This window comes from Arcicella rosea (assembly GCF_040543805.1).
Lineage (GTDB): Bacteria > Bacteroidota > Bacteroidia > Cytophagales > Spirosomataceae > Arcicella > Arcicella rosea.
Genome location: NZ_JBEUMS010000010.1, coordinates 119584 through 140915, shown reverse-complemented (window position 1 = coordinate 140915; position 21332 = coordinate 119584). Strand labels below are relative to the sequence as shown.

At 34.2% G+C, this 21332-nt stretch carries 13 protein-coding genes; 7 read left to right on the top strand and 6 right to left on the bottom strand.

The annotated features are described in order from the left end of the window. Positions 1 to 5 precede the first annotated feature (5 nt). Complete coding sequence (locus ABID42_RS14410; protein WP_367284244.1) at positions 6 to 1649, top strand: SGNH/GDSL hydrolase family protein; 1644 nt, start codon at positions 6 to 8, stop codon at positions 1647 to 1649. 128 nt (positions 1650 to 1777) lie between these two features. Here ABID42_RS14410 and ABID42_RS14405 read toward each other — a convergent pair whose 3' ends face one another. The 5 genes from ABID42_RS14405 to ABID42_RS14385 form a co-directional block, all read right to left on the bottom strand. After that, complete coding sequence (locus ABID42_RS14405; protein WP_323259810.1) at positions 1778 to 2737, bottom strand: transketolase family protein; 960 nt, start codon at positions 2735 to 2737, stop codon at positions 1778 to 1780. A gap of 80 nt (positions 2738 to 2817) precedes the next feature. Beyond that, positions 2818 to 3675 carry a transketolase gene (locus tag ABID42_RS14400; protein ID WP_323259808.1) on the bottom strand — a complete coding sequence of 286 codons (858 nt, stop codon included), beginning with the start codon at positions 3673 to 3675 and terminating at the stop codon, positions 2818 to 2820. A 436-nt stretch (positions 3676 to 4111) separates the two neighbouring features. Then, the gene (locus ABID42_RS14395) at positions 4112 to 5101 is read right to left on the bottom strand and encodes a hypothetical protein (protein WP_367284243.1); all 990 of its coding nucleotides are present in this window, start codon (positions 5099 to 5101) and stop codon (positions 4112 to 4114) included. Positions 5102 to 5106: 5 nt separating this feature from the next. Continuing rightward, positions 5107 to 6084, bottom strand: coding sequence for a ParA family protein (locus ABID42_RS14390; protein ID WP_323259805.1), 978 nt, complete (start codon positions 6082 to 6084; stop codon positions 5107 to 5109). 57 nt (positions 6085 to 6141) lie between these two features. Next, positions 6142 to 7602, bottom strand: coding sequence for a replication initiation protein (locus tag ABID42_RS14385; RefSeq protein WP_367284242.1), 1461 nt, complete (start codon positions 7600 to 7602; stop codon positions 6142 to 6144). A 1460-nt stretch (positions 7603 to 9062) separates the two neighbouring features. Here ABID42_RS14385 and ABID42_RS14380 point away from each other — a divergent pair. Further along, complete coding sequence (locus tag ABID42_RS14380) at positions 9063 to 12521, top strand: ThuA domain-containing protein (RefSeq protein WP_367284241.1); 3459 nt, start codon at positions 9063 to 9065, stop codon at positions 12519 to 12521. A 69-nt stretch (positions 12522 to 12590) separates the two neighbouring features. Next, the gene (locus tag ABID42_RS14375) at positions 12591 to 12983 is read left to right on the top strand and encodes a hypothetical protein (RefSeq protein ID WP_367284240.1); all 393 of its coding nucleotides are present in this window, start codon (positions 12591 to 12593) and stop codon (positions 12981 to 12983) included. Positions 12984 to 13060: 77 nt separating this feature from the next. Here the strand turns inward: ABID42_RS14375 and ABID42_RS14370 are convergent, their stop codons facing one another. Next, on the bottom strand, positions 13061 to 13789 hold the full coding sequence (locus ABID42_RS14370) for an NUDIX hydrolase (protein WP_367284239.1): 729 nt from the start codon (positions 13787 to 13789) through the stop codon (positions 13061 to 13063). A 283-nt stretch (positions 13790 to 14072) separates the two neighbouring features. On the opposite strand from ABID42_RS14370, the gene ABID42_RS14365 reads away from it, so the two are divergent. From ABID42_RS14365 to ABID42_RS14350, 4 genes are all read left to right on the top strand, one after another. Continuing rightward, positions 14073 to 16931, top strand: a complete 2859-nt coding sequence (locus ABID42_RS14365) for a glycosyl hydrolase (RefSeq protein ID WP_367284238.1) — start codon at positions 14073 to 14075, stop codon at positions 16929 to 16931. A 4-nt stretch (positions 16932 to 16935) separates the two neighbouring features. Next, positions 16936 to 19407: a glycoside hydrolase family 2 TIM barrel-domain containing protein gene (locus ABID42_RS14360; RefSeq protein ID WP_367284237.1), complete on the top strand. Its 2472-nt coding sequence runs from the start codon at positions 16936 to 16938 to the stop codon at positions 19405 to 19407. 234 nt (positions 19408 to 19641) lie between these two features. Then, a complete protein-coding gene (locus ABID42_RS14355; RefSeq protein ID WP_323259789.1) occupies positions 19642 to 20241 on the top strand; it encodes an RNA polymerase sigma factor in 600 nt (199 codons plus the stop codon). Positions 20242 to 20327: 86 nt separating this feature from the next. Continuing rightward, the gene (locus ABID42_RS14350) at positions 20328 to 21323 is read left to right on the top strand and encodes a FecR family protein (RefSeq protein ID WP_367284236.1); all 996 of its coding nucleotides are present in this window, start codon (positions 20328 to 20330) and stop codon (positions 21321 to 21323) included. The last annotated feature ends 9 nt before the right edge of the window (positions 21324 to 21332 follow it).

Here is a 21332-nt window from a genome sequence, read left to right as displayed (position 1 = left end):
ATTATATGAATAAGTGGGTTACTTTTCTTTTGTTATGCTTTTGCATTGGAAGCGGATGTCAAATTAATCTTTATGCTCAAAAAGACCCAACATGGGATGATACCTCGAATAGTAAATGGAAAAGTGTATTTCAAAAAGTTGATATTCCTTCTTCTTCTGATGGAAAAATTCAAAAAGCATATTTATACTCCTCTAAAAGTAAAACGGCAAAGCCTCTAATCGTCAGCCTACATACTTGGAGTGGAGATTATACTCAAATTGACCCATTAGCGAATGAAATTATCGCTAGAGATTGGAATTATATTCACCCAGATTTCAGAGGACCAAATAAAACCTCAGCATCAATGGGAAGTAAATTCGTTATTTCTGACATTGAAGATGCCATACAATATGCCCTGAAAAATACAAATTCTGACCCAGAAGATGTTCATATTATTGGAGTTTCGGGTGGGGGCTTTGCTACTTTAGTTGCTTATATGAATGTCCAGTATCCTGTCAAATCCTTTTCAGCCTGGGCTCCTATTTCAGATTTGGATGCTTGGTATTGGGAGTCAGTAGGTCGTAAACAAAAATATGCAACTGATATTCGTAATGCTTTATCGACTGACAGTACTTTCAATCATAATGAAGCGATTAAACGTTCGCCTTTGCTACAAAAATTCCCTAAAGATTTACGTAAAAATGCTCAATTGTATATTTATGAGGGCATTCATGATGGTTATGAAGGCTCTGTTCCTATTACACACTCCATTAATATGTATAATCGTTTAGTTGGAGAGCTTAAATATAATAATTCATCCCTTGATGCTATTATGGATAAAGCAAACAATGATTCTTCCTTAGTTTCCAATAAAGAAATTATAAGTTTAGTCACAAAACGTTTCAATCCATTAGCCAATAATCAGAAATCTTTATTTGGTAGAAAAATATATTTATCTCGTGATTTCGATAATATTCAACTAAGAATCTTCGAAGGTGGTCATGAGCAAATTCCACAAGCACTAGCATTTATTCCATTTAAAAATACACAATTACAAAAATTCAACATTTTAACCTTGGGAGATTCTAACGCTCAAAATAAAGATGGTTGGGTTGATCAATTAAAAAAAATACTTCCTAATTCAAATTTTGTCAATATTTCTAAGTCAGGTAGGACCATTGGATTTGATAACAATGGGAAGAAAGAGCTGAATGCTTTGAGTAATATCAATAGTTATTTAGATGAAGCCCAAGGGAAAATAGGAAAAGGTAAATACGATTTTATCATTGTTTGCCTCGGAACTAACGATACAAAAAATGAATATGCTGAACGCCAACCTGAGGTAATTGCTAATTTTGAACTTTTATTAAAAAGTATCAAAGCACATCCGCTCAGCAAAAAATCTGTAGATAAATTTATATACGTTACACCACCGCCTATAAAAGTTAAAAACATAGAACCTAAGTATATAGGCGGAAATGAACGAATAGCAAACCTAATCCCTCTATTTACAGAAATAGCTATTAAAAAGGGTTTTACAGTGGTTGATATTTATCATCCCTTACTAAATATCCTTGATTATTATGCTCCAGATGGAGTATACATGTCTGGTTCAGGACAAGAAATCATTGCATTAAAACTCATTGAAGTGATGCAGGAGAAAAAATAAAATTGAAAAAAAGAGCAGATTTCAGCAATGATAAGCGTTGATTATAGCAAAAGGCGAATGAGTATTAGTGATTAATTTCACTAAATACTCATTCGCCTTTTGCCTAAGATTCTATGTATTTCTAAAACCTACGCTTGTTTACGAGCGATAGCTTTTAATGCTTTTTCTACGATTGAAGCTGCATTCAAACCATATTTCTCCATCAATTGTGCTGGAGTTCCTGATTCTCCAAATGAATCTTCTACTCCTACAAATTCTAATGGAGCAAGATGTTTTTTGATTAATACTTGTGCTATTGAATCGCCTAAACCACCTGCTATTTGGTGTTCCTCAGCAGAAACTGCACAACCTGTCTTGCGAACTGATGCTAAGACAGCTTCTTCGTCTAAAGGTTTAATCGTGTGAATATTGATAATTTCAGCATCGATTCCTTTCTCAGCTAAAATTTCACCTGCTAAAATAGCTTCCCAAACCAAATGTCCTGTTGCAAAAATACTTACGTCTTTTCCTTCGTTCACTGTCCAAGCTTTACCGATGATAAACTCTTGGTCTGGAGCGGTGAAAATTGGTACAACCGGACGACCAAAACGTAAATAAACTGGTCCTTCGTGTTCAGCCACAGCGATAGTTGCCGCTTTTGTTTGGTTATAGTCACAAGGGTTGATGACCGTCATGCCCGGAAGCATTTTCATCATTCCTAAATCTTCAAGAATTTGGTGAGTAGCACCATCTTCGCCCAATGTCAAACCAGCGTGTGAACAAGCAATTTTAACATTTTTGTTAGAATACGCTACCGACTGACGAATTTGGTCATACACACGACCAGTACCGAAGTTAGCAAAAGTAGTAGCAAACGGGATTTTTCCACCAATTGTTAAACCCGCAGCGATACAAATCATATTTGCTTCAGCAATACCCGTTTGGAAAAAACGCTCTGGGTTTTCTTTGATAAAAGCATCCAATTTCAATGAACCAATTAAGTCAGCACAAAGGGCTACAACATTTGGGTTGGTTTGTCCCAACACCTGCATCCCAGCACCGAAGCCAGAACGAGTATCTTTTTTTTCTGTGAAAGTATATTTTTTCATCTTGAATTTCTAAGTAAATCAAAATCAGTTGATTAGATTTTGAAGGAGTAATGTTATTAATGATTTTTACTTTGTTGAGATTAATAATCTCCCAAAGTTTCAGGTAACTGTGCTAATGCTGCTGCCAATTGCTCATCGTTTGGAGCAACACCATGCCATTTGTGTGAACCCATCATGAAATCAACCCCAGCACCCATTTCGGTGGTCATCAAAATCATGGTTGGTTGTCCGTTTCCAGAAAAAGCACGAGCTTCAGCTAATACTTTCACAACATCTGCCATATCGTTACCATTCATTTTCATTACATTCCAACCGAAAGCCGCATATTTAGCTCCTAAATCACGGTTGTTCATTACTTTATCTGTTGGTCCATCAATTTGTTGACCGTTATAGTCAATTACAGCCACCAAATTATCTACTTTATGGTGTGGGGCGTACATAGCTGCTTCCCAAACTTGACCTTCGTTTTGTTCACCGTCACCCATTAGTACGAATACTAATGAATTATCTCCATTTAATTTTTTAGCTTGAGCTGCACCAATGGCTACCGACATTCCTTGTCCTAATGAACCAGAAGCAATACGAATTCCTTCAAGGTGTTCGTGAGTTGTTGGGTGACCTTGAAGACGTGAATTTAATTTACGGAAAGTTGCTAATTCAGCCGCTGGAAAGTAGCCAGCACGAGCTAATACTGAATAAAAAACTGGAGAAATATGTCCATTTGATAAAAAGAAAAGGTCTTCACCAATACCATTCATATCGAAAACTTTGTTTCCAGCTTCATCTGATTTTAAAGTCATTTGGTCGAAGTAAAGACCTACCAATAAATCAGTACAGCCTAATGAACCGCCTGGGTGACCAGACTGACAAGCGTGTACTTGGCGTACGATGTCACGACGTACTTGCGAAGCAACTTTTTGTAATTCAGTAATTTCCATTTGTTCTTGATTAATTTTTGTAAGCTTTTATAGTTAATATATTTAAAGTATTTGATAGGAAACACCATAACACTATAGAACACATAGTGCAAAAAAAACACTTTATACAAAACCATTTAATACTTTTAAAAATGAGTAACAATTAAATGTTTTGTTTTTTATCGCAATTTAATATACTTTTTTAAAGAATAAACCATAACACAATAGAACACTTGATTTAAAAATAAAATGTGTCTGTGATACACATTTCCAGTTTAATAAAAAAGACTTTAAAAAGTCAAAGCGCTCTATTCCATATTGCTATCACAAAAGTAGAGATTAAATATAACATGAACAATTTTTAGTTTAATAAATTAAAGTGCTTTTAAATACTTTATTTCAAAAAAAATGGTTTTCAAAATCTCTTAGGAAAACCATTCATTTAAACTAAAACCATTTATCCTTCTCGCACAATTCCTAAAGAAATAGCTTCTGAAAGAGAAATTCTATCTGTAAAATTTTCATCAATAAGTACTTCTTCTGAAAGAACTCTTAATTGCTTCCACGTTGATTCTAGGGCATTTTTAATAATAAATGAGCCTTTAATTTCTATGGTTATTTCTGTTCCAGAAGCATTTTTTATGCTATTATTTACTTTGTTTAATAAGGCTTTTCTTTCTTCTGTCTCATTAGAAAAAACAGGCTTATACTGATTTTTTTCTAAAATACTATTGAGTTCTTCGACTGAAGTAATAGGTTTTCCAATATCACTTTTAGCTAATTGTTGGATGGTTTTTTTATCAACTTTTGTTTTTCCATTCAATACTTTGCCTTTCAATTCGTTGTTCATTTTATCTAAACCCTGAGCAAAAACAGCATCTCTTTTAATTGTTGCTGGGCTTACATTAAATTCTTGGGCTAGTTTTGACGCTGTATCAATCAATATCAAATCTTCAACTCCTTTCCCTGTCCTAACGCCTCCTTGTTTTGCCCTAAGTCGTTGATATTTAAGTCCTCTCAAATATGAAATCTGTTCAGAAGTCATATTTCTACGACCCACTTGAAAATCAATCATAAAATCTTTGACATCCTCAATCGTTGGAAACGACATCAAATCAATTTGAAAATCAATCCCATTTCGTTTGCAAATTTCATAACGGTGGTGACCATCAAATAACACAAAAGCTGCATCATTCGGGTTTTCACTGGTTGGATTAATCACTCCTTGGGTAGTATCCCAAATCAACAGTGGTGTTCTACAACCATTTGCAATGATACTTTCTTCTAATGAACTAAACTCATCGTTATTTAAAGGAGGTATAAAATCCTTTAATTCTGCTAAAATAATGAGGTTGTTCTTAATATTTTCAGAGCTTATTAGCTTATTATTCTTTAAGGTATTAGCGGTGCTTAACGCTAATTGTTTTTTAAAATCAATCCCTTTCATGGCTTCTATTGGTTAATCACTTGTAAATACTCAACATACTCATCACAAAAATCTTTATAACATTTATAGGCTTCAGACGAACTGTTGATTGTTCCTAATGTTGCCTGGAGTGCCTGAGATTTTTGAAAATCTATCAAGTGTCTAATTTCTGTTTTAAATACCCTACAACTGTCTTTCATACTGTTTCTTACTGCTTCTTTAAAACCATCGTGAACAGTGTTTTTCTTTACCATCGTGAAAACAATACCATCCAAAGTCAAATCACGGTTAGTGTGCGTTTTTACTTCACTAATACGATTTAAAAGAGAATTTAATCCTTTCAAAGAAGACGATTCTGGCAACATTGTAATTAAAGTTGCGTTGGAAGCATTCAAGGCAGAAACCGTAAGTTTACTTAAACTTGGTGGGCAATCAATCAAAACATAATCGAAAGATTCTAACAATGGTTCAATCTTGTGTTTTAACCTAACGTCCCCTCCTACTTTAGATAATAAATCTACTTCCGATTCAGCCAATGAAATATCTGAAGGTGCAAGCCATAAATTATCCAAAATCTCGACAACTGGCAAAGGCAAATTCGTAAACAAACAATCTGCTACTTGTACTTCTGGATTTTCTACGCCTAATATTTGTGATAAATTTCCTTGTGGATCGAAATCAACTAATAAAACCTTAAAACCTTTGCTGACTAACGATTCCCCCAAACAAGCCGTTGTGGTGGTTTTACCAACACCTCCTTTATGATTTACTACCGAAATTACTCTTGCATGCTGATACAAATATTCGCTGTAGCCGTATTTCTTTAAGATGGGTTCTAATTTAAGTAAATCATCTTCGCTTAGTTTACGAGAACCATTCGAATTAAATACCAAATCTAATTTTCGTTTTGGCAATCCAGCTTCATCATTAAGTCCATTGACGTTTAAAGAAGGATTATGTCTGAAAAAATTACTGATTTTCTCTAAGGTTAAATTCGTTTTCATATTTTATCTCACAATGGTTGTATATATTTTTATATTAATGGTTCAATATTTTATATCCTAATAATAGGATAAGCCTAATTTGGTCGCTTGAGCCTTATACTTTTTCTGAATTTCTTTAAATACTTCAATGTCTTTAAATGATTCCAGTGTGGTAATAACTATGGTTTCAAAACCTGTATTTTCTCTAAAGAAAGCTAAAAAGGTTTCCTTGCTAATTTCGGTTCCTACTTTGGTTAAGTAATTATCATAATAAATAGAAGAATACAACGAACCAGCCAAGACATCCAAAACCCTTTTATAAATCGTTAGATGGTCATTTAAAATTTTATCAACCTCTCTCCTTTTCTCTTGATAAACCTCTTCTAAAAACTCTTTTTGTAATTGCTTTTGCTGTTCGATATGAAGTTTTTCATCGTTATTTTTCTTCAACATCGCTTTCACCACTTTTTTCTCTTCTTCTACTTGTAGATGTCTATCCACCAACTGGCTTGAAGAAATGATTTTACTTAGATATGCTGGTACATTTTTAATCTTATTTTTATCTTTTTTAATTTCAGACAAAACGTACTCCACTCCTAACTCCACTTGCAAAACTGGATATTTTTCCAGCCATTCGCTTATAGTTGCTTTAGAAATTGACCAAGCATTTAATTTTTCAAATAACTTTTCCTCAATTGCCTCAAAAGCTGATGGGTTTGTAATTGTTTCAATTACTTCAAAAGGCGCATCATCTAAAATAGAAACGATGTTCCTATCATCAATCTCTAGTTGTTGTGAGGATTTTATAATATTTTTCTCAATTTTAAACTGCAATGAAACTACTTTTTTTCCATCCTTTACTTCTTTGAATGTAAAAATCAAATCGGAGTTTTTGATTAATTCTTCTTGCGCTTTTATAATTACTTTTTGCTTGAAAAGTCCGTACATCTCGTACTTATTTTCCAAGTTGAACATTTTCCTCATTTCATTAACTGTAAATTGAAACTTCCCAAAACGTTCAAATTCTTTGCAAAAACCATAGAAACGAATAGCGTAAATGCTATCCATCGACACAAGATTCCTTACATCTATATAAGTAAAGTTCTTTTTAAGTTGTAGTAGGTAATTACTCAACATCGGCGGGAATAAAAAACTGAATGCTCCCTCCTTTTTATGATATTCAATCTGTGAAAGAATATTGGCAACTTTCCAACTATTTTCATCTTCTAAGTAAATCTCTTTCTTCATTAACTTTCGAGATTCCTTTTCAAGAAGATTATATAAATAATCGCTTGTTTTCGCTTTTAGAAACTGAGATACTTCCGATACCTTTACTTTTGTCACAGAAAAGCCTTCTGCAGTTTGCTTAGTGTTCAATACTAGAAAATAAAATATTTTCATTTGAAAGGCAGTCAAATCAAATTTTGCATTGAGAAGAGGGTTTCCCAAAACAATCATATAAGAACTGCTCGATATTTTTTCAAGTGCATCAATGCCCTTTTTATCAACAAGACTTTCTTTATTGTTATCTATTTTCATGCCTGCAATAAGATTATGAATAATTGCATTTCAACACTTTCCAAATGATTCAAATATGTATCAAATGTACAAATTTTTTTGAGCACTACAAGGAAAAGGGATTCAATTTTGTATCAGAGCACATTTATTTTTGAAATGACATCATTTACTGAGTCAAAACAACACTCTAAAAGTTATACGTAACACTTCAAAAGTTATCTTATGACACTCTAAAAGTTATTTTTAAGCACTTTAAAAGTTATATTAAACACTCCAAAGGTTATAAAAGACACTTTAAAAGTTACAATAAAGCATATAATCAACTGATTTTCAAAAGATTACAACAGAGGAAATATTAGAAAATAAAAAAGAAATAAAAAGAAATATCTTCAAATGCTATTTTGTTGATTTATATGTGGTTAGAATAAGAAATTTTGAATATTATTAAAATAATTTAAAAATAAATACCTCATTTATTCTAATACGATACCATACGTTGACCAAAAACATTAAGAGCAAGTAAAGACACTCTAAAAGTTATGCTTATTTCAAAGATTGTATTTATTGAAACGGTTTTGTAGCATTCGAGCACTCAAAAAGATATAGATAAATATATCGAATAACTTTTTAGCCATTATTGGAAATTTAATTTAGCTCAAACACTCTAAAAGTTATAGTTGTTACAAAAAGAGCAAAGTATCATTGTGAGCTTTTGGTCTTTTTGTAGAGATTTCAAACACTCTAAAAGTTATAATAGAAGCAATATTAAGAGTCCGTAATACATCCATAATATTGCTATAATTTTATAGCACGCTAAAAGTTATAGTATGAATTTTTAATACCAAAGTATCATAATGAGCCTTTGGTTATTTGAATTAAATTAGCCAAAACCAACTTGCGAACACTCTAAAAGTTATATTATAAACAGCAAAGTATCACAATGAGCTTTTGATTTGCTTTATGTTTTTACAAGGTTTTTTTATTTTTTTCATGAAAGAGAAAGACACTCTAAAAGTTATATTACAAATAGCAAAGTATCATAATGAGCTTTTGATTGTTTATTGCCTAAAACTGCCTTTTGAACGCCGTAATCGTTTGCTAGTCAAAAATACTTTCCAGATTTTCTTTAATCAACAAGCTAAATCTTCTTGTAATAATGAATGTTGGTTTGATAAGATTTTACATAAAATTATTATTGTTACAAAATGTAATAATAATTGCACTTATGTTATTGTATTTATGAATATTACTTGTAAATTTGTTTCGAATTAGATGAAACACTTAATTTTTATTAGGAATAATCAATACCTAATAATCAATTTATAAAGACAAAATAGGGTGTAGAAAATATAAACTCAAACCATTTATTAAGATGGATTGTGGTAGAATTTTTATGCTAAAATCTTGTAAAGTTCTATATGTCAGCTAAATACAATTATATGTTCTCTAAATAAAGGATAGACGATTTAATAATCAAAATAATGTTTTCAAAAAGTAAGTTTTCGATAATAATAGTGTTATGCTCGCTATTATCTTTTATCAAGTTACAGGCACAAACTGCTAAAATAAATGTATTGGTTTTCAGTAAAACCACAGCATTTAGGCATCAGTCCATTGACGCTGGAAAAACGGCTTTAGCCAAAATGGCGAAAGAGAAAGGTTTTGGTGTGAGTTTTACAGAAGATGCTGAAAACTTCAATGAGCTCAATCTTAAAAAATACAATGCTGTGGTATTCCTCAACACAACTGGTGATGTATTGAACAACGAACAACAAAGTACTTTTGAGCGATACATTCAAGCGGGTGGGGGATACGTCGGGATTCACGCTGCAACAGATTGTGAATACGATTGGTCTTGGTATGGAAAATTGGCTGGAGCGTTTTTCTTAGACCATCCATCTACGCCTAGTAATGTACAAAAAGGCAAGTATTTTATTACTCAAAAAAATGAATTCACAACAGGAATGCCTGAGGAATTTGAGCGTACAGATGAGTTTTATAGTTTTAAAGACATTTCTCCGAAAATCAATGTAGTCTTAAAAATTGATGAAAAAAGCTATGTTGGAGGAAAAAATGGCGATAATCATCCAATGAGTTGGTATCAAGCATTTGATGGTGGTCGTTCATTCTATACGGCAATGGGACATACCAATGAAACATTTTCAGAACCACTGTTCCTAAATCATCTTTGGGCAGGTATTAAATATGCTACGGGACTGTCAGCAGTAGGAGGGGAAATGCCTAAAAATGTGGACTTTAGCAAAGCAAGACCAGAAGAAAATCGTTTTACAAAAGTAGTTTTAGAAGAGAAATTGGATGAACCAATGGAGCTAACTGTACTCAACGATGGGAGAGTATTGTTTATTCAGCGAAAAGGAGAAGTTCGTTTGTATAATATCAAAACGAAAGAATTGAAAACCATTGCTAAAATTCCTGTTAACCTTAAATATGTCAGTAAAGAAGGGAAAGTATCAATAGCAGAAGATGGACTATTAGGACTCAATAAAGACCCAAATTTTGCCCAAAATCACTGGATTTATTTATATTATTCAACTCCAGAAGCATCTAAAAATATCTTGACAAGATATGAACTCAAAGGAGATGAATTAGTCCTTGATTCTAAAAAAGTATTATTAGAAATACCTACTCAGCGTGAAGAATGTTGCCACACAGGAGGTTCTATCGCTTGGGACAAAGTTGGAAATTTATTTTTATCGACAGGCGATAATACTAACCCACATGGCTCAAATGGTTATAGCCCAAGTGATGAACAAGAAGGAAGAAGTGCTTGGGATGCACAAAAGTCATCTGCAAATACAAACGATTTGAGAGGTAAAATCATCAGAATTAAACCACAAGCCGATGGAAGCTATACGATTCCTGAAGGAAACTTATTCCCGAAAGGTACGCCGAATACTCGTCCAGAAATTTATACGATGGGACATCGCAATCCCTTCCGTATTTCTGTTGACTCAAAAACTGGTTACGTATATTGGGGAGAGGTAGGTCCAGATGCTTCAAAACCAACAGAAAATAGAGGCCCAGTAGGATATGATGAAGTAGGACAAGCCCGTAAAGCAGGGAATTTTGGTTGGCCACATTTTGTAGGCGATAATCAAGCTTATTATAAATATGATTTTTCCAATAAGAAGTCTTTAGAGCAGTGGGATGCGAATGCTCCAACGAATACCTCCCCCAATAACACGGGCTTAAAAGTGCTTCCGCCAGCACAGAAAGCATTTATTTGGTATCCTTACGGATTGTCCAAAGAATTCCCTTTGGTAGGAAATGGTGGTAGAAATGCGATGGCTGGGCCAGTATTTTATTCGGATGAATTTAAAAATGCTACTCGTGCTTTTCCGAAATATTATAATGGAAAATTCTTAGCGTATGAATGGATGCGAGGCTGGATTATGGCAGTAAAGATGGATAAAGATGGCAATTTTGAGTCAATGGAGCGTTTTATGCCAAGTTATAAGTTCAGTAATCCAATGGATATGGAATTTGCCGAAAATGGAGATTTATATATGTTAGAATACGGTTCTGGATGGTTTACTGCCAATGATGATGCCCGTTTAATTCGAATAGAATACAATGGAGGAAATCGTAAACCACAAATTCAAATGGTGGCGAATCAGATGGGAGGAGCCGTTCCGTTCAATTTAAAACTTAGCTCAAAAGGTACGGTTGATGCCGATGGAGATATTTTGAAATATACTTGGAAAATTACGTCAAAAAATGGCTTTAGTAAGATTGTCAACACGCCAGAAGCGAATCTAATACTCAGTAAAATAGGCGTTTACAAAGCTACGCTAACAGTAAATGATGGCAAAGGAGCATCGAATAGCCAGTCTATGGAAATTGCAGTTGGAAATGAACCGCCAGTATTGAGTTTGGAAATGCCAAAAAGCAATAAGACTTTTTTTGTGCCGAATCAATCGTTCAACTACGAAATTAAAGTAAAAGACAAAGAAGACGGCACATTAGGAAAAGGCATCAATGAAGAGCAAGTAGCGGTAAATATCGACTATTTATCAGAAGGTTACGATAAAATCCAAATTGCCCAAGGACACCGTTCGGCAGATGCCAATGCTCTTTTTGCCACAGGGAAAAAACTGATGGATGGAAGTGACTGTGCCGCTTGCCATAGCAAAGAAAAAAAATCTATCGGACCAAGCTATAAAGAAGTAGCAAGCAAATACAAAGGTGATGGCTCAGCCTTGGAAAGACTGACGAAAAAAGTAATTTCAGGAGGAAGTGGTGTTTGGGGCGAAACTGCGATGGCTGGGCATCCACAGCTTTCTGCTAATGATGCGGCTGAAATGGTGAAGTATATTTTAAATCTTTCCAATGAAAAACCGAAGGAAAAGTCTTTACCAGTAAAAGGAAAATTTGATACTAAAATTCCATCAGGAGATAAAGGGAAAGGGGTATTTATCGTAAGAGCTTCTTATGAAGACCAAGGAGCGAATAATCTTCCTTCTTTGAAATCAGAGCAATCATTCATACTAAGAAATGCTAAAGTAGATGTACATAGTTTTGATGAGTATGATAACATCAATAAAATGGCATTTAGTGGAAGAAATTTATTAATGCCTGCAAAATCTGGAGCAAGTGCGAGAATCAAACAGGTTGATTTGAATGGAATTACAGAACTTCAGATTTTTGCTTCGGCACAGAAAGCTCAGTTAAATGCGGCAGGCGGAAAAATAGAATTGCACATGGATAGTCCAAACGGGAAATTAATAGGTGAAACAGCCTTTTTGGAAGCTTCAGATAAATCAATGTTTGGAGCGGCACCGTTAAGTATTCCAGTAAAATTACCAGAAACTGTTACAAATAAGCTTCATGATTTATACTTGGTTTTTGTCAATCCAAAATCAGAAGGTCAAACATTAATGGTGGTAACGAGTGTAGAATTTAAGCTCAAAACCGAATAATAAGGTCTTATAATTCAAAAGAGTACAACAATTTTTTTAATCAAATTCACAATTAAACAATCAATTCACATGAAAAAAGCAAGCATTCTTCTATTTGTGTTATTATTAGGTGTAGTAATCAATGGATTTTCACAGACAACGACACCAGCGCCGACTAAAGATTTTTTTGTAGGAAAATGGGAAATTACCATTTTCGGAACACCCAATGGAGATAGTAAAATGGTTACTGTACTTGTACGCAAAGACGGAAAACTGACGGGTGAATTAAAAGACGCAGCTGATGCCACAAAGCCTGCTATTCCGATTACATCTATTGATGAGAAAGATGGTGAAATCGAAATCGCTTTTTCAGCTTCTGGTTATGATGTAACCTTGCCATTGAAAAAAGAAAATGACGATAACCTAAAAGGTCAGTTAATGGGAATGTTTGATGCAAAAGCAGTAAGGATTAAAGACAAATAGTGTTTTAAATAAAAGGAGGGAAATATTTCCCTCCTTTATTTTTACTGTTCAAAAAAGCATTTCAATTTAATTCAAAACTATGATTTATCCTTAAATCTATACAAGTAAGGAGCTTTGTTGGCTGCACCAGTGTATTTCTTTTCAAGTCTTTCTAAAATATTCATATCCAGCATTTTACGCTGAAAACTGTCTCTACGAAGCTCTTTCCCTAAAATTGTTTCATACAGTTTTTGAAGCTCCTGCATCGTAAAGGTTTCTGGAAGCAAATCAAAGCCAACCAATTTATAGTCAAGCATCATTCTAAGTGTTTCTAATCCTTTTTGAATGATTTTCTCATGATCCATTGCTAAAACGGGCAAGTCATTTACATTAAACCATTCAAAGGCATCATCATAAAATTCATACACTTTAGGCTTTACTTTAGAGTATTCTACCAAAGCATAATAGCCCATCGAAATTACTCTGCCTGCCAACCAATTTATACGAGTATCTTCATGATGTTCCGATGGAATTAAATTTAAAATGAAATTTCTTGAGACTCTGTTTACATCACCAAAAATGCCAAATTGTTCGAGGTGAATATTCGTCAATCCTGTTCTATCTTTGAGCATTCTATCTAAAGCCTCATCCACGCCTTCCGACTGTTGAATAAATCCCCCTGGTAGCACCCAGCAACCATCTAAGTTTTTAATTTTTACGAGTAAAACTTTTAGCTCATTGTTGTGAAAACCGAATATTACACAATCGATGGCAATATGTTTTATGTAGTTATCAAACACATTCAGTGCTGTTTCTGCGGCATCCATTTATAAGTAGTTTATGTTTTGTTGATTCAATTTTAATTAAGTATTGGGCGAATATACTACAAATTTACTCAAATTTTATATTGTTACAAAATGCAATAATAATTGTACTAATTTTATTGTATGTTTAAATATTCCATTTATATTTGTCCTACAAATAAGGACAGTATAAAGAAATAAAACCCAATTTATTTTTAAATTAAAAATAGCCGATAATGCTGAAACATTATCGGCTACAGATTACTCATGCTAATTTTCGAGAAGAGCAAGATATTTAATAATTGATATGAAAAAATGGACATTGCTTGTTTTAGGAGTACTTCTAATAACATTTGCTTTTAAACCATCGAAGGAACAGCCTTCAAAATGGTTGATTTCTTACGATTTCAATCCGACAAAATTCAAAAATCCAACGCAGGAATTTGGCCCGATGGCTCGTTGGTGGTGGCCTGGGAATGATGTAAATGCCACAGAATTACAAAGAGAAATTAATCTTTTTGCGGATAATGCTTTTGCAGGAGTAGAGATACAAACGCTAAAATTAGGCATGCCTATTACGGCAGAGAATCGTGATAAAATATTAAGTTGGGATACGCCTCAATATTACGAAAATGTGAAAGCAGTGATGGAGGAAGCTCGTAAAAGAGGGCTTATCATCGACATGACTAATGGAAGTGGTTGGCCAGCAGGAAGTTCTATTTTGGAAGGAGATGATGGTTTTAGAAACCTTAGATTTAATGCCATAACCGTAGAAGGAGGGAAGCCTTTAACAGTAGCTTTGCCCAAAGTGCCGAGTAAAATAGGTAGCTCTATTTTACAAGCTGTGGTAGCCTCTAAAATAGTAGGAGGGAAGGAAAACGCTTCACTTAAGACAATACCTTTAGATATTAATTCCAGTATCATTCTTACTAACAAAGTGGTAAATGATTCGTTAAAGCTTTCATTACCTGATGGTTATTGGAAAATAATTGCTTATTGGAGTTTGCCAAGTGGTGAAACACCGATGGCATCAGAGCCAAAACAAGGTTATGTGGTTGACCATTTCAATTCTGAAAAAGTACTCAAATTATACAATCATCTTTTTGGCGAACGCACAGGCTTAAAACCTTATTTCGGTAATCCAATGCGAGCGATTTTTAATGATAGTTATGAATTTAAAGCGGATAGACATTACGCTGCTGATTTTATAGATTGGTTCAAAAAACATAGAGGCTACGACTCAACGCCTTACTTGGCGGCAAATATGCAAAAAGGGTACAATTATGTTTCTTTTATGAATCCGAATGCTCCGAAAGATTTCACTTTTGATGCTGAAATAGATACCAGAATTCGCCACGATTATGACCTTACTTTAAGTGAATTGTTAGGAGAACATTTCTTGAAAACGAGTAAGAACTTTATGGAAAAACAAGGGCTGTTGCATCGTACTCAAACGTATGGCTTGAATATGGATATGATGTCAATTGCTGGTTTAGCATCTATTCCCGAAATGGAAAGTATGTTGGCTTCTGAGGCAAATATGAAAATTGTTTCTTCGGGAGCTCATTTGTATAATCGTCCATTGGTTTCGTCGGAATCTGTGGTTTTTGCCAACAGAGCTTATATGACAACGCCACAAAAAACACGTTTGGCGGTTGATAAATTGTTTGCAGCAGGAGCAAATCAAATTATTTATCATGGAATTCCTTATCGTTATTTTCAAAAAGATTTTGCCAAAGAAGGTTGGTATCCTTTCTCAAGTGCTGCATTGGGTACGGTTAATTTCTCGTCAAATTATGGAGAAAGTGATATTTTCTGGAAATACCAAAAAGACCTTAACCAGTACATTCAACGCACGCAATATGCTTTGCGTGCTGGAAAAGCCAAGACGGATGTTTTGATTTATTTTCCCTACATGAATGTCGATAAAATGCCTGAAAATCCTGAGGAAATTATGACAATGGGTGAAATGCTTGGTATTGAACCTCCATTGACAAAAGCCAAAGAACAAGTAGATGAAAAAAGTAAATGGGCTGAAAAAACGTGGGAACTTATCAATCAACTCGAAGCCAAAGGCATTACTTGGGAATGGGTAAATGATAAATCTATTCAAGAAGCGAAACTTACGAACGATAAACAAATCAATATCAGAGGCAATATTTATCAGGCACTTATCTTGTCAGATAATTCAACGATTGAAATGCAATCTGCTCAACAAATTGCCAAATTGGCGAGTCAAGGAATGAAATTTTTGAATTCAGGAAATTTACCCAAAAGGCAACCATCTTTTCTGAATTGGGAAGAAAATGATAAGAAAGTAGCAACACTTTTAAAATCAGCGATTCAACAGAAAAATAGTACTCAAATTACTGAAAAAGAACAAGTTGATACTTGGATTGCTACCTTAAAACAGACCGTGAAATTCAATGATTCGTATCATTTTAATCGCCAAATTCAAAGAGAAATGAGCGATGGAAGTCGTATTCAATTTATCTGGAATAAAAGCGATTCTTGGCAAACGATTTCATTGTCTTTGGACAAAAAATATACAGGAAGTTATTGGCTGAATGCAGAAGATGGAGCCATTACTCAAAATACTAATCAGTCGAAAATAAGCTACAAAATTCCGCCTTATAGTTCAGTGATTTTATATGCTTCGATAAATCCTATCGCTGATAAATCATTGCTTTCAAAAGCTCCAATCAATCCAACGAATGCCAAAATGCTTTTGACGATTGACAAATGGTCAATTCAAGCAGATACTTTAAAAGTAAGTAACAGTAATTTATTCGACTGGAAAACCAATGACGCTTTTAAACATCTCGGCATTGGAGCAATTTATAAAAGCTCATTTGAAATGAATGAGATTGATTCAAAAACGCATTATTTTCTTGATTTGGACAAAGTGTATCACACCGCAGAAGTATTCATTAACGGAAAATTTGCAGGTAAAAGAATCAATGCTCCTTATACTTTGGCAGTAGATAAGTATTTGCAAAGAGGAGTTAATCAGATAGAAGTTAGAGTATTGCCAACTTTATTGAATCATTTTATTGGTGAAGCTGTAAAAGGTAATTCGCATTATAGACAATTCAAAAAAATGGATGGTCAATTGATGTCAAATGGTTTGGTGGGTACAGTTAAAATCTTAGAAGTAAAAGAATAAGCACATGAAAAAGACCCTGAAACAGATCCTTTGTTTGAGCATCATATTATTGGGAATTACGTTACAAGGAATCGCTAAACCAATTTTGTCAGGAAGAAAAATTTCTTTTGATGACCAATGGAAATTTAAAAAAGGCAAAGAAACGAATGCAAAAGAAGTAAAATTTAATGACTCAGATTGGCGAAAATTAGATTTACCGCATGATTGGAGTATTGAAGATTTGGTAGAAACGCCAAACGATAGTATCATAGGTCCCTTCTCTAAAAATGCAATTGGTAAAAATGCCACTGCTTTCACTGTGGGCGGAACGGCTTGGTACAGAAAACACTTTGTGTTAGACAAAACAAGTGCTGGAAAAAAGGTTTATATCCAATTTGATGGCGTTTATATGAATTCCGATGTTTGGATTAATGGGCATCATGTAGGCAATCACCCGAATGGCTATACTTCTTTTATTTATGAGCTGACGGCATTTTTGAATCCTGTGGGACAGGAAAATGTGATTGCCGTAGAAGTGAAAAATGAAGGAGATAATTCTCGTTGGTACTCAGGTTCAGGCATTTATCGTCATGTTTGGCTGAATATCGTTCATCCAACACATATTGAAAATTGGGGCGTTCAAATTGTTTCCAACAAGGTTTCTGAGCAATCGGCTGATATTCAAATTACTACAAACATCAATAATGCTCAAGAAAATCTAAGCTTAACAAGCGAACTATATGCAAGTACGGAAAAATTAGTGGCTACTAATACTGTGATTGTTTCGAACAAAAGTAAGATGGAGCAAAATATCATTTTGAAAAACCCTGCTTTGTGGAATATCGAAAATCCAATTTTGTATAAAGCAAAAGTGCTTTTGAAACAAAACGGCAAAGTGATTGATGAATATACACAACATTTTGGTATCAGGAATATTCACTTCGATGCTGAAACAGGCTTTACGCTGAATGGAAAAAATATAAAACTCAGGGGTGCTTGTATTCATCATGACAACGGTCCATTGGGAGCGATGGCGATAGATAGAGCGGAAGAGCGAAAAATTGAATTACTGAAAAAGAATGGCTACAATGCCGTGCGTTTTGCTCATAATCCCTATTCTGCGGAACTTTTAGATGCTTGCGATAGGTTGGGAATGTTGGTCATGAACGAGGCTTTTGATATGTGGAATATCAACAAAACGCCAGATGATTATGCCGATTATTTCAAAAATTGGTGGCAAAAAGATTTGACATCATGGATTCAAAAAGATTTTAATCATCCTTCGATAATTATGTGGAGTATCGGTAATGAAATCCCCGAAATAGTAGATAGTTTGGGCTATGAAACTTCACAGAAATTAGGTGATTTTGTGCGTACTTTGGATAACACAAGACCTGTTACAGCAGCAATTCCTTTCCATATTCCCTTGCTGAAAAGAAAAAAATGGGATGCGACAGCTCCTTCATTCGATGCGCTTGATGTTGGAGGCTATAATTATGGATTACAATATTACGAAAGCGACCACAAAAAATTTCCTAAAAGAGTAATGGTTGCCACAGAATATTTTCCACCAAAGGCATTAGAAAACTGGAATGCCGTAGAGAAAAACCCTTATGTCATTGGTACTTTTAGTTGGGCAGGCATAGATTATTTAGGCGAGGGAGGCATTGGCTTGGCAAGACTTAAAAGCAATACAGGTAAAAAAGGGGATGGTCTTATGGGCGAAGGTTTTGTCGAAACGTTTATGTCACCACAATGGCCAATATTTAATTCATATACAGGCGAATTAGATTTGATTGGCAACAAAAAATCAGCATCATATTACTTAGATGTTGTTTGGCGAAGAAGTAAAATAGAAATGTTGGTTCACCGTCCCATTCCAACAGGCTACAAAGAACAGACAGGGTTTTATGGTTTCCCAGATGAATTGAAATCTTGGACTTGGACGGGACATGAAAATGACTCGTTACAAGTAAGGGTTTTTACAAGAAGCTCAACCGTTAAATTAGAATTGAATGGTAAAGTAATCACCGAGCAAACAGTTCCTAAAGGTTCTATAACAGCAACATTTACAATTCCTTATGTAGCAGGTAAATTAGTGGCTCGTTGTTTTGAAGGCGATAAAGAAGTGGCTTCTGAAACAATCACAACAGCAGGAAAACCTTTTGCACTACGTTTAAAAGCCGATAGAGCAATTATCAAAGCGAATAAAAATGACCTTGCTTACATTAACGTAGAGATTGTAGATGAACAGGGCAATGTTGTTCCATCTGAAGATGAAGTATTAGTAAAGTACCAAATCGCAGGCAATGGAAGAATCATAGGCGTTGGCAATGGCAATCCAAGAGATATGTCGAGTTTCCAGAAACCAGAGAAAAAAGTATTCCAAGGAAAAGGATTAGTAATTGTTCGCCCAACACAAAAAGTGGGAGAAATTATCTTAAAAGTAGAAGCAGAAGGACTGAAAAGCAGTATTTTGAAAATTAAATCACAGTAAAATTTAGCTGAATTTTTTTTCATCAATTTTATTATTTCAGAAGAAACAAATTGACCTGAACAGATAAAACCCCTTTCCTTTGTGTTTGGGGTTTCTTTGTTTGCTCAAAATACGAGCGTATTATTTGCAAATGGCGGTTTTACTGATGAAAGTACTATTTTTCTTTGTGAAGCCTAGAATCTTGTTTTAACTTGCACATAAACGATTTATGTTTTTTCTTGAAATTATTAAAACTTGTATTCAGAATTACCAAATAACGAAACCGATTGGTGGAAACGCCTTCTTGATGGAGAACAAGAAGCACTGGGCTATTTTTACCAAAAATATGCTGACACGCTATTGAAGTACGGACTTTCGATTGTGTATAATCGAGATTTGGTAAAAGATGCTGTGCAAGAGCTTTTTGTTCAGGTTTGGAATCGAAGAAAAAATCTTTCTACGCCCAATTCCGTTAAATATTATCTTATCGTATCGCTCAGAAGAATTATTTTAAAAAGCGTTGTAAACGACCGAAAGCAGTCGGATACAAACCCAGAAGATGATTTTTTTGTGAATAATTATAGTCAAATCCCAGAATTAGATGCGCCAGATATTGATAATATGCTGAAAGTAGCCATTCGTTCGCTTCCGCCACGCCAGCAAGAAATCGTTTTCTTACGTTTTTTTGAAAACATGAGTTACGAAAGCATTGCAGAAGTAACAGGTTTAGACTATCAGATTTTGCGCAATACTTTACACAGAGCCATCAAAAGTTTAAGACATAACCTTTCGGATAAAATAGATTTGCTATTGCCAATGATGCTTTTGCTGTTCACTTGTTTGCTTCGCAATTAATTTATTTTTAAAAGGTTACAAAAACAATAAAGTACGTCTTTAACGATATAATCCTTAATTTAATCAACAGTTTTCCCATTTTGAAAATGAACTATTTAGCATTTGACATAGAAGATTTTATAATGGATGACTTTTTCCAAAAATGGGTAAAAACACCAGATGAACAAACGGAAGCGTTTTGGAGACAATGGCTTCTTGAACATCCTGAGAAAAAAGCTGTAGTAGCACAAGCGTCTAAATTCATTCAAAAAATTGATTTTAATGAAAAATGGACAGCCACAGAACGCTCAGAAATTTGGCATAATATTGCCATAAATCTGGAAAATGAAGCCATTGAAAATACAAATATCAAACCGCTTAAAAATTATTGGAATTGGTTGGCAGTTGCTTGTTCTTTGGTAATGATTACTGCTGTTAGTTTATATTTCTATCGTTTTAGAACCCAAGAAGTAACAACGAGTTTTGGAGAAATTAAGCAAATTACCCTCAACGATGGTTCTGTAGTTACGTTAAATGCAAATTCTTCTATCGTTTATAAAAATGGAATGTATGCCAATTCCAACCGTGAAGTTTGGGTAGAAGGCGATGTGATTTTTGAAGTAAGCAAACAAGTAGATAATGGCAATAAACTTCCTTTTATCGTTCATGCAGAGAATTTGAATGTAGAAGTATTAGGAACAATTTTTAGTGTTTCAAATCGCAGACATGAAAAGAATATTGTTTTGCAAGAAGGCTCAGTAAAAGTAACGGATGAAAAAGATGTTGCTAATACCGTTTTGTTGCGTCCAAATGAAAGCGTTAGTCAATCGCAAACAGCTTTGGTTAAGCAAGAAGTAGATGCGCTTTATGCCACTGCTTGGAAAAATAAAGTAATGTTGTTTAAACAAAAATCATTGGTAGAAATTGCCCAAATGATGAAAGATTTATACAATATTGATATGGTAATTGATAACCCCTCCTTAAAAAATGAAACTTTTACGGGTTCATTTCCAACGGATTCTGTAGATATATTTTTTGTAAAACTCCAAAAATTATATCCCGTTCAAATTACTAAAAATGGGAACAGTATTCACTTGAAATAAGATTAATCT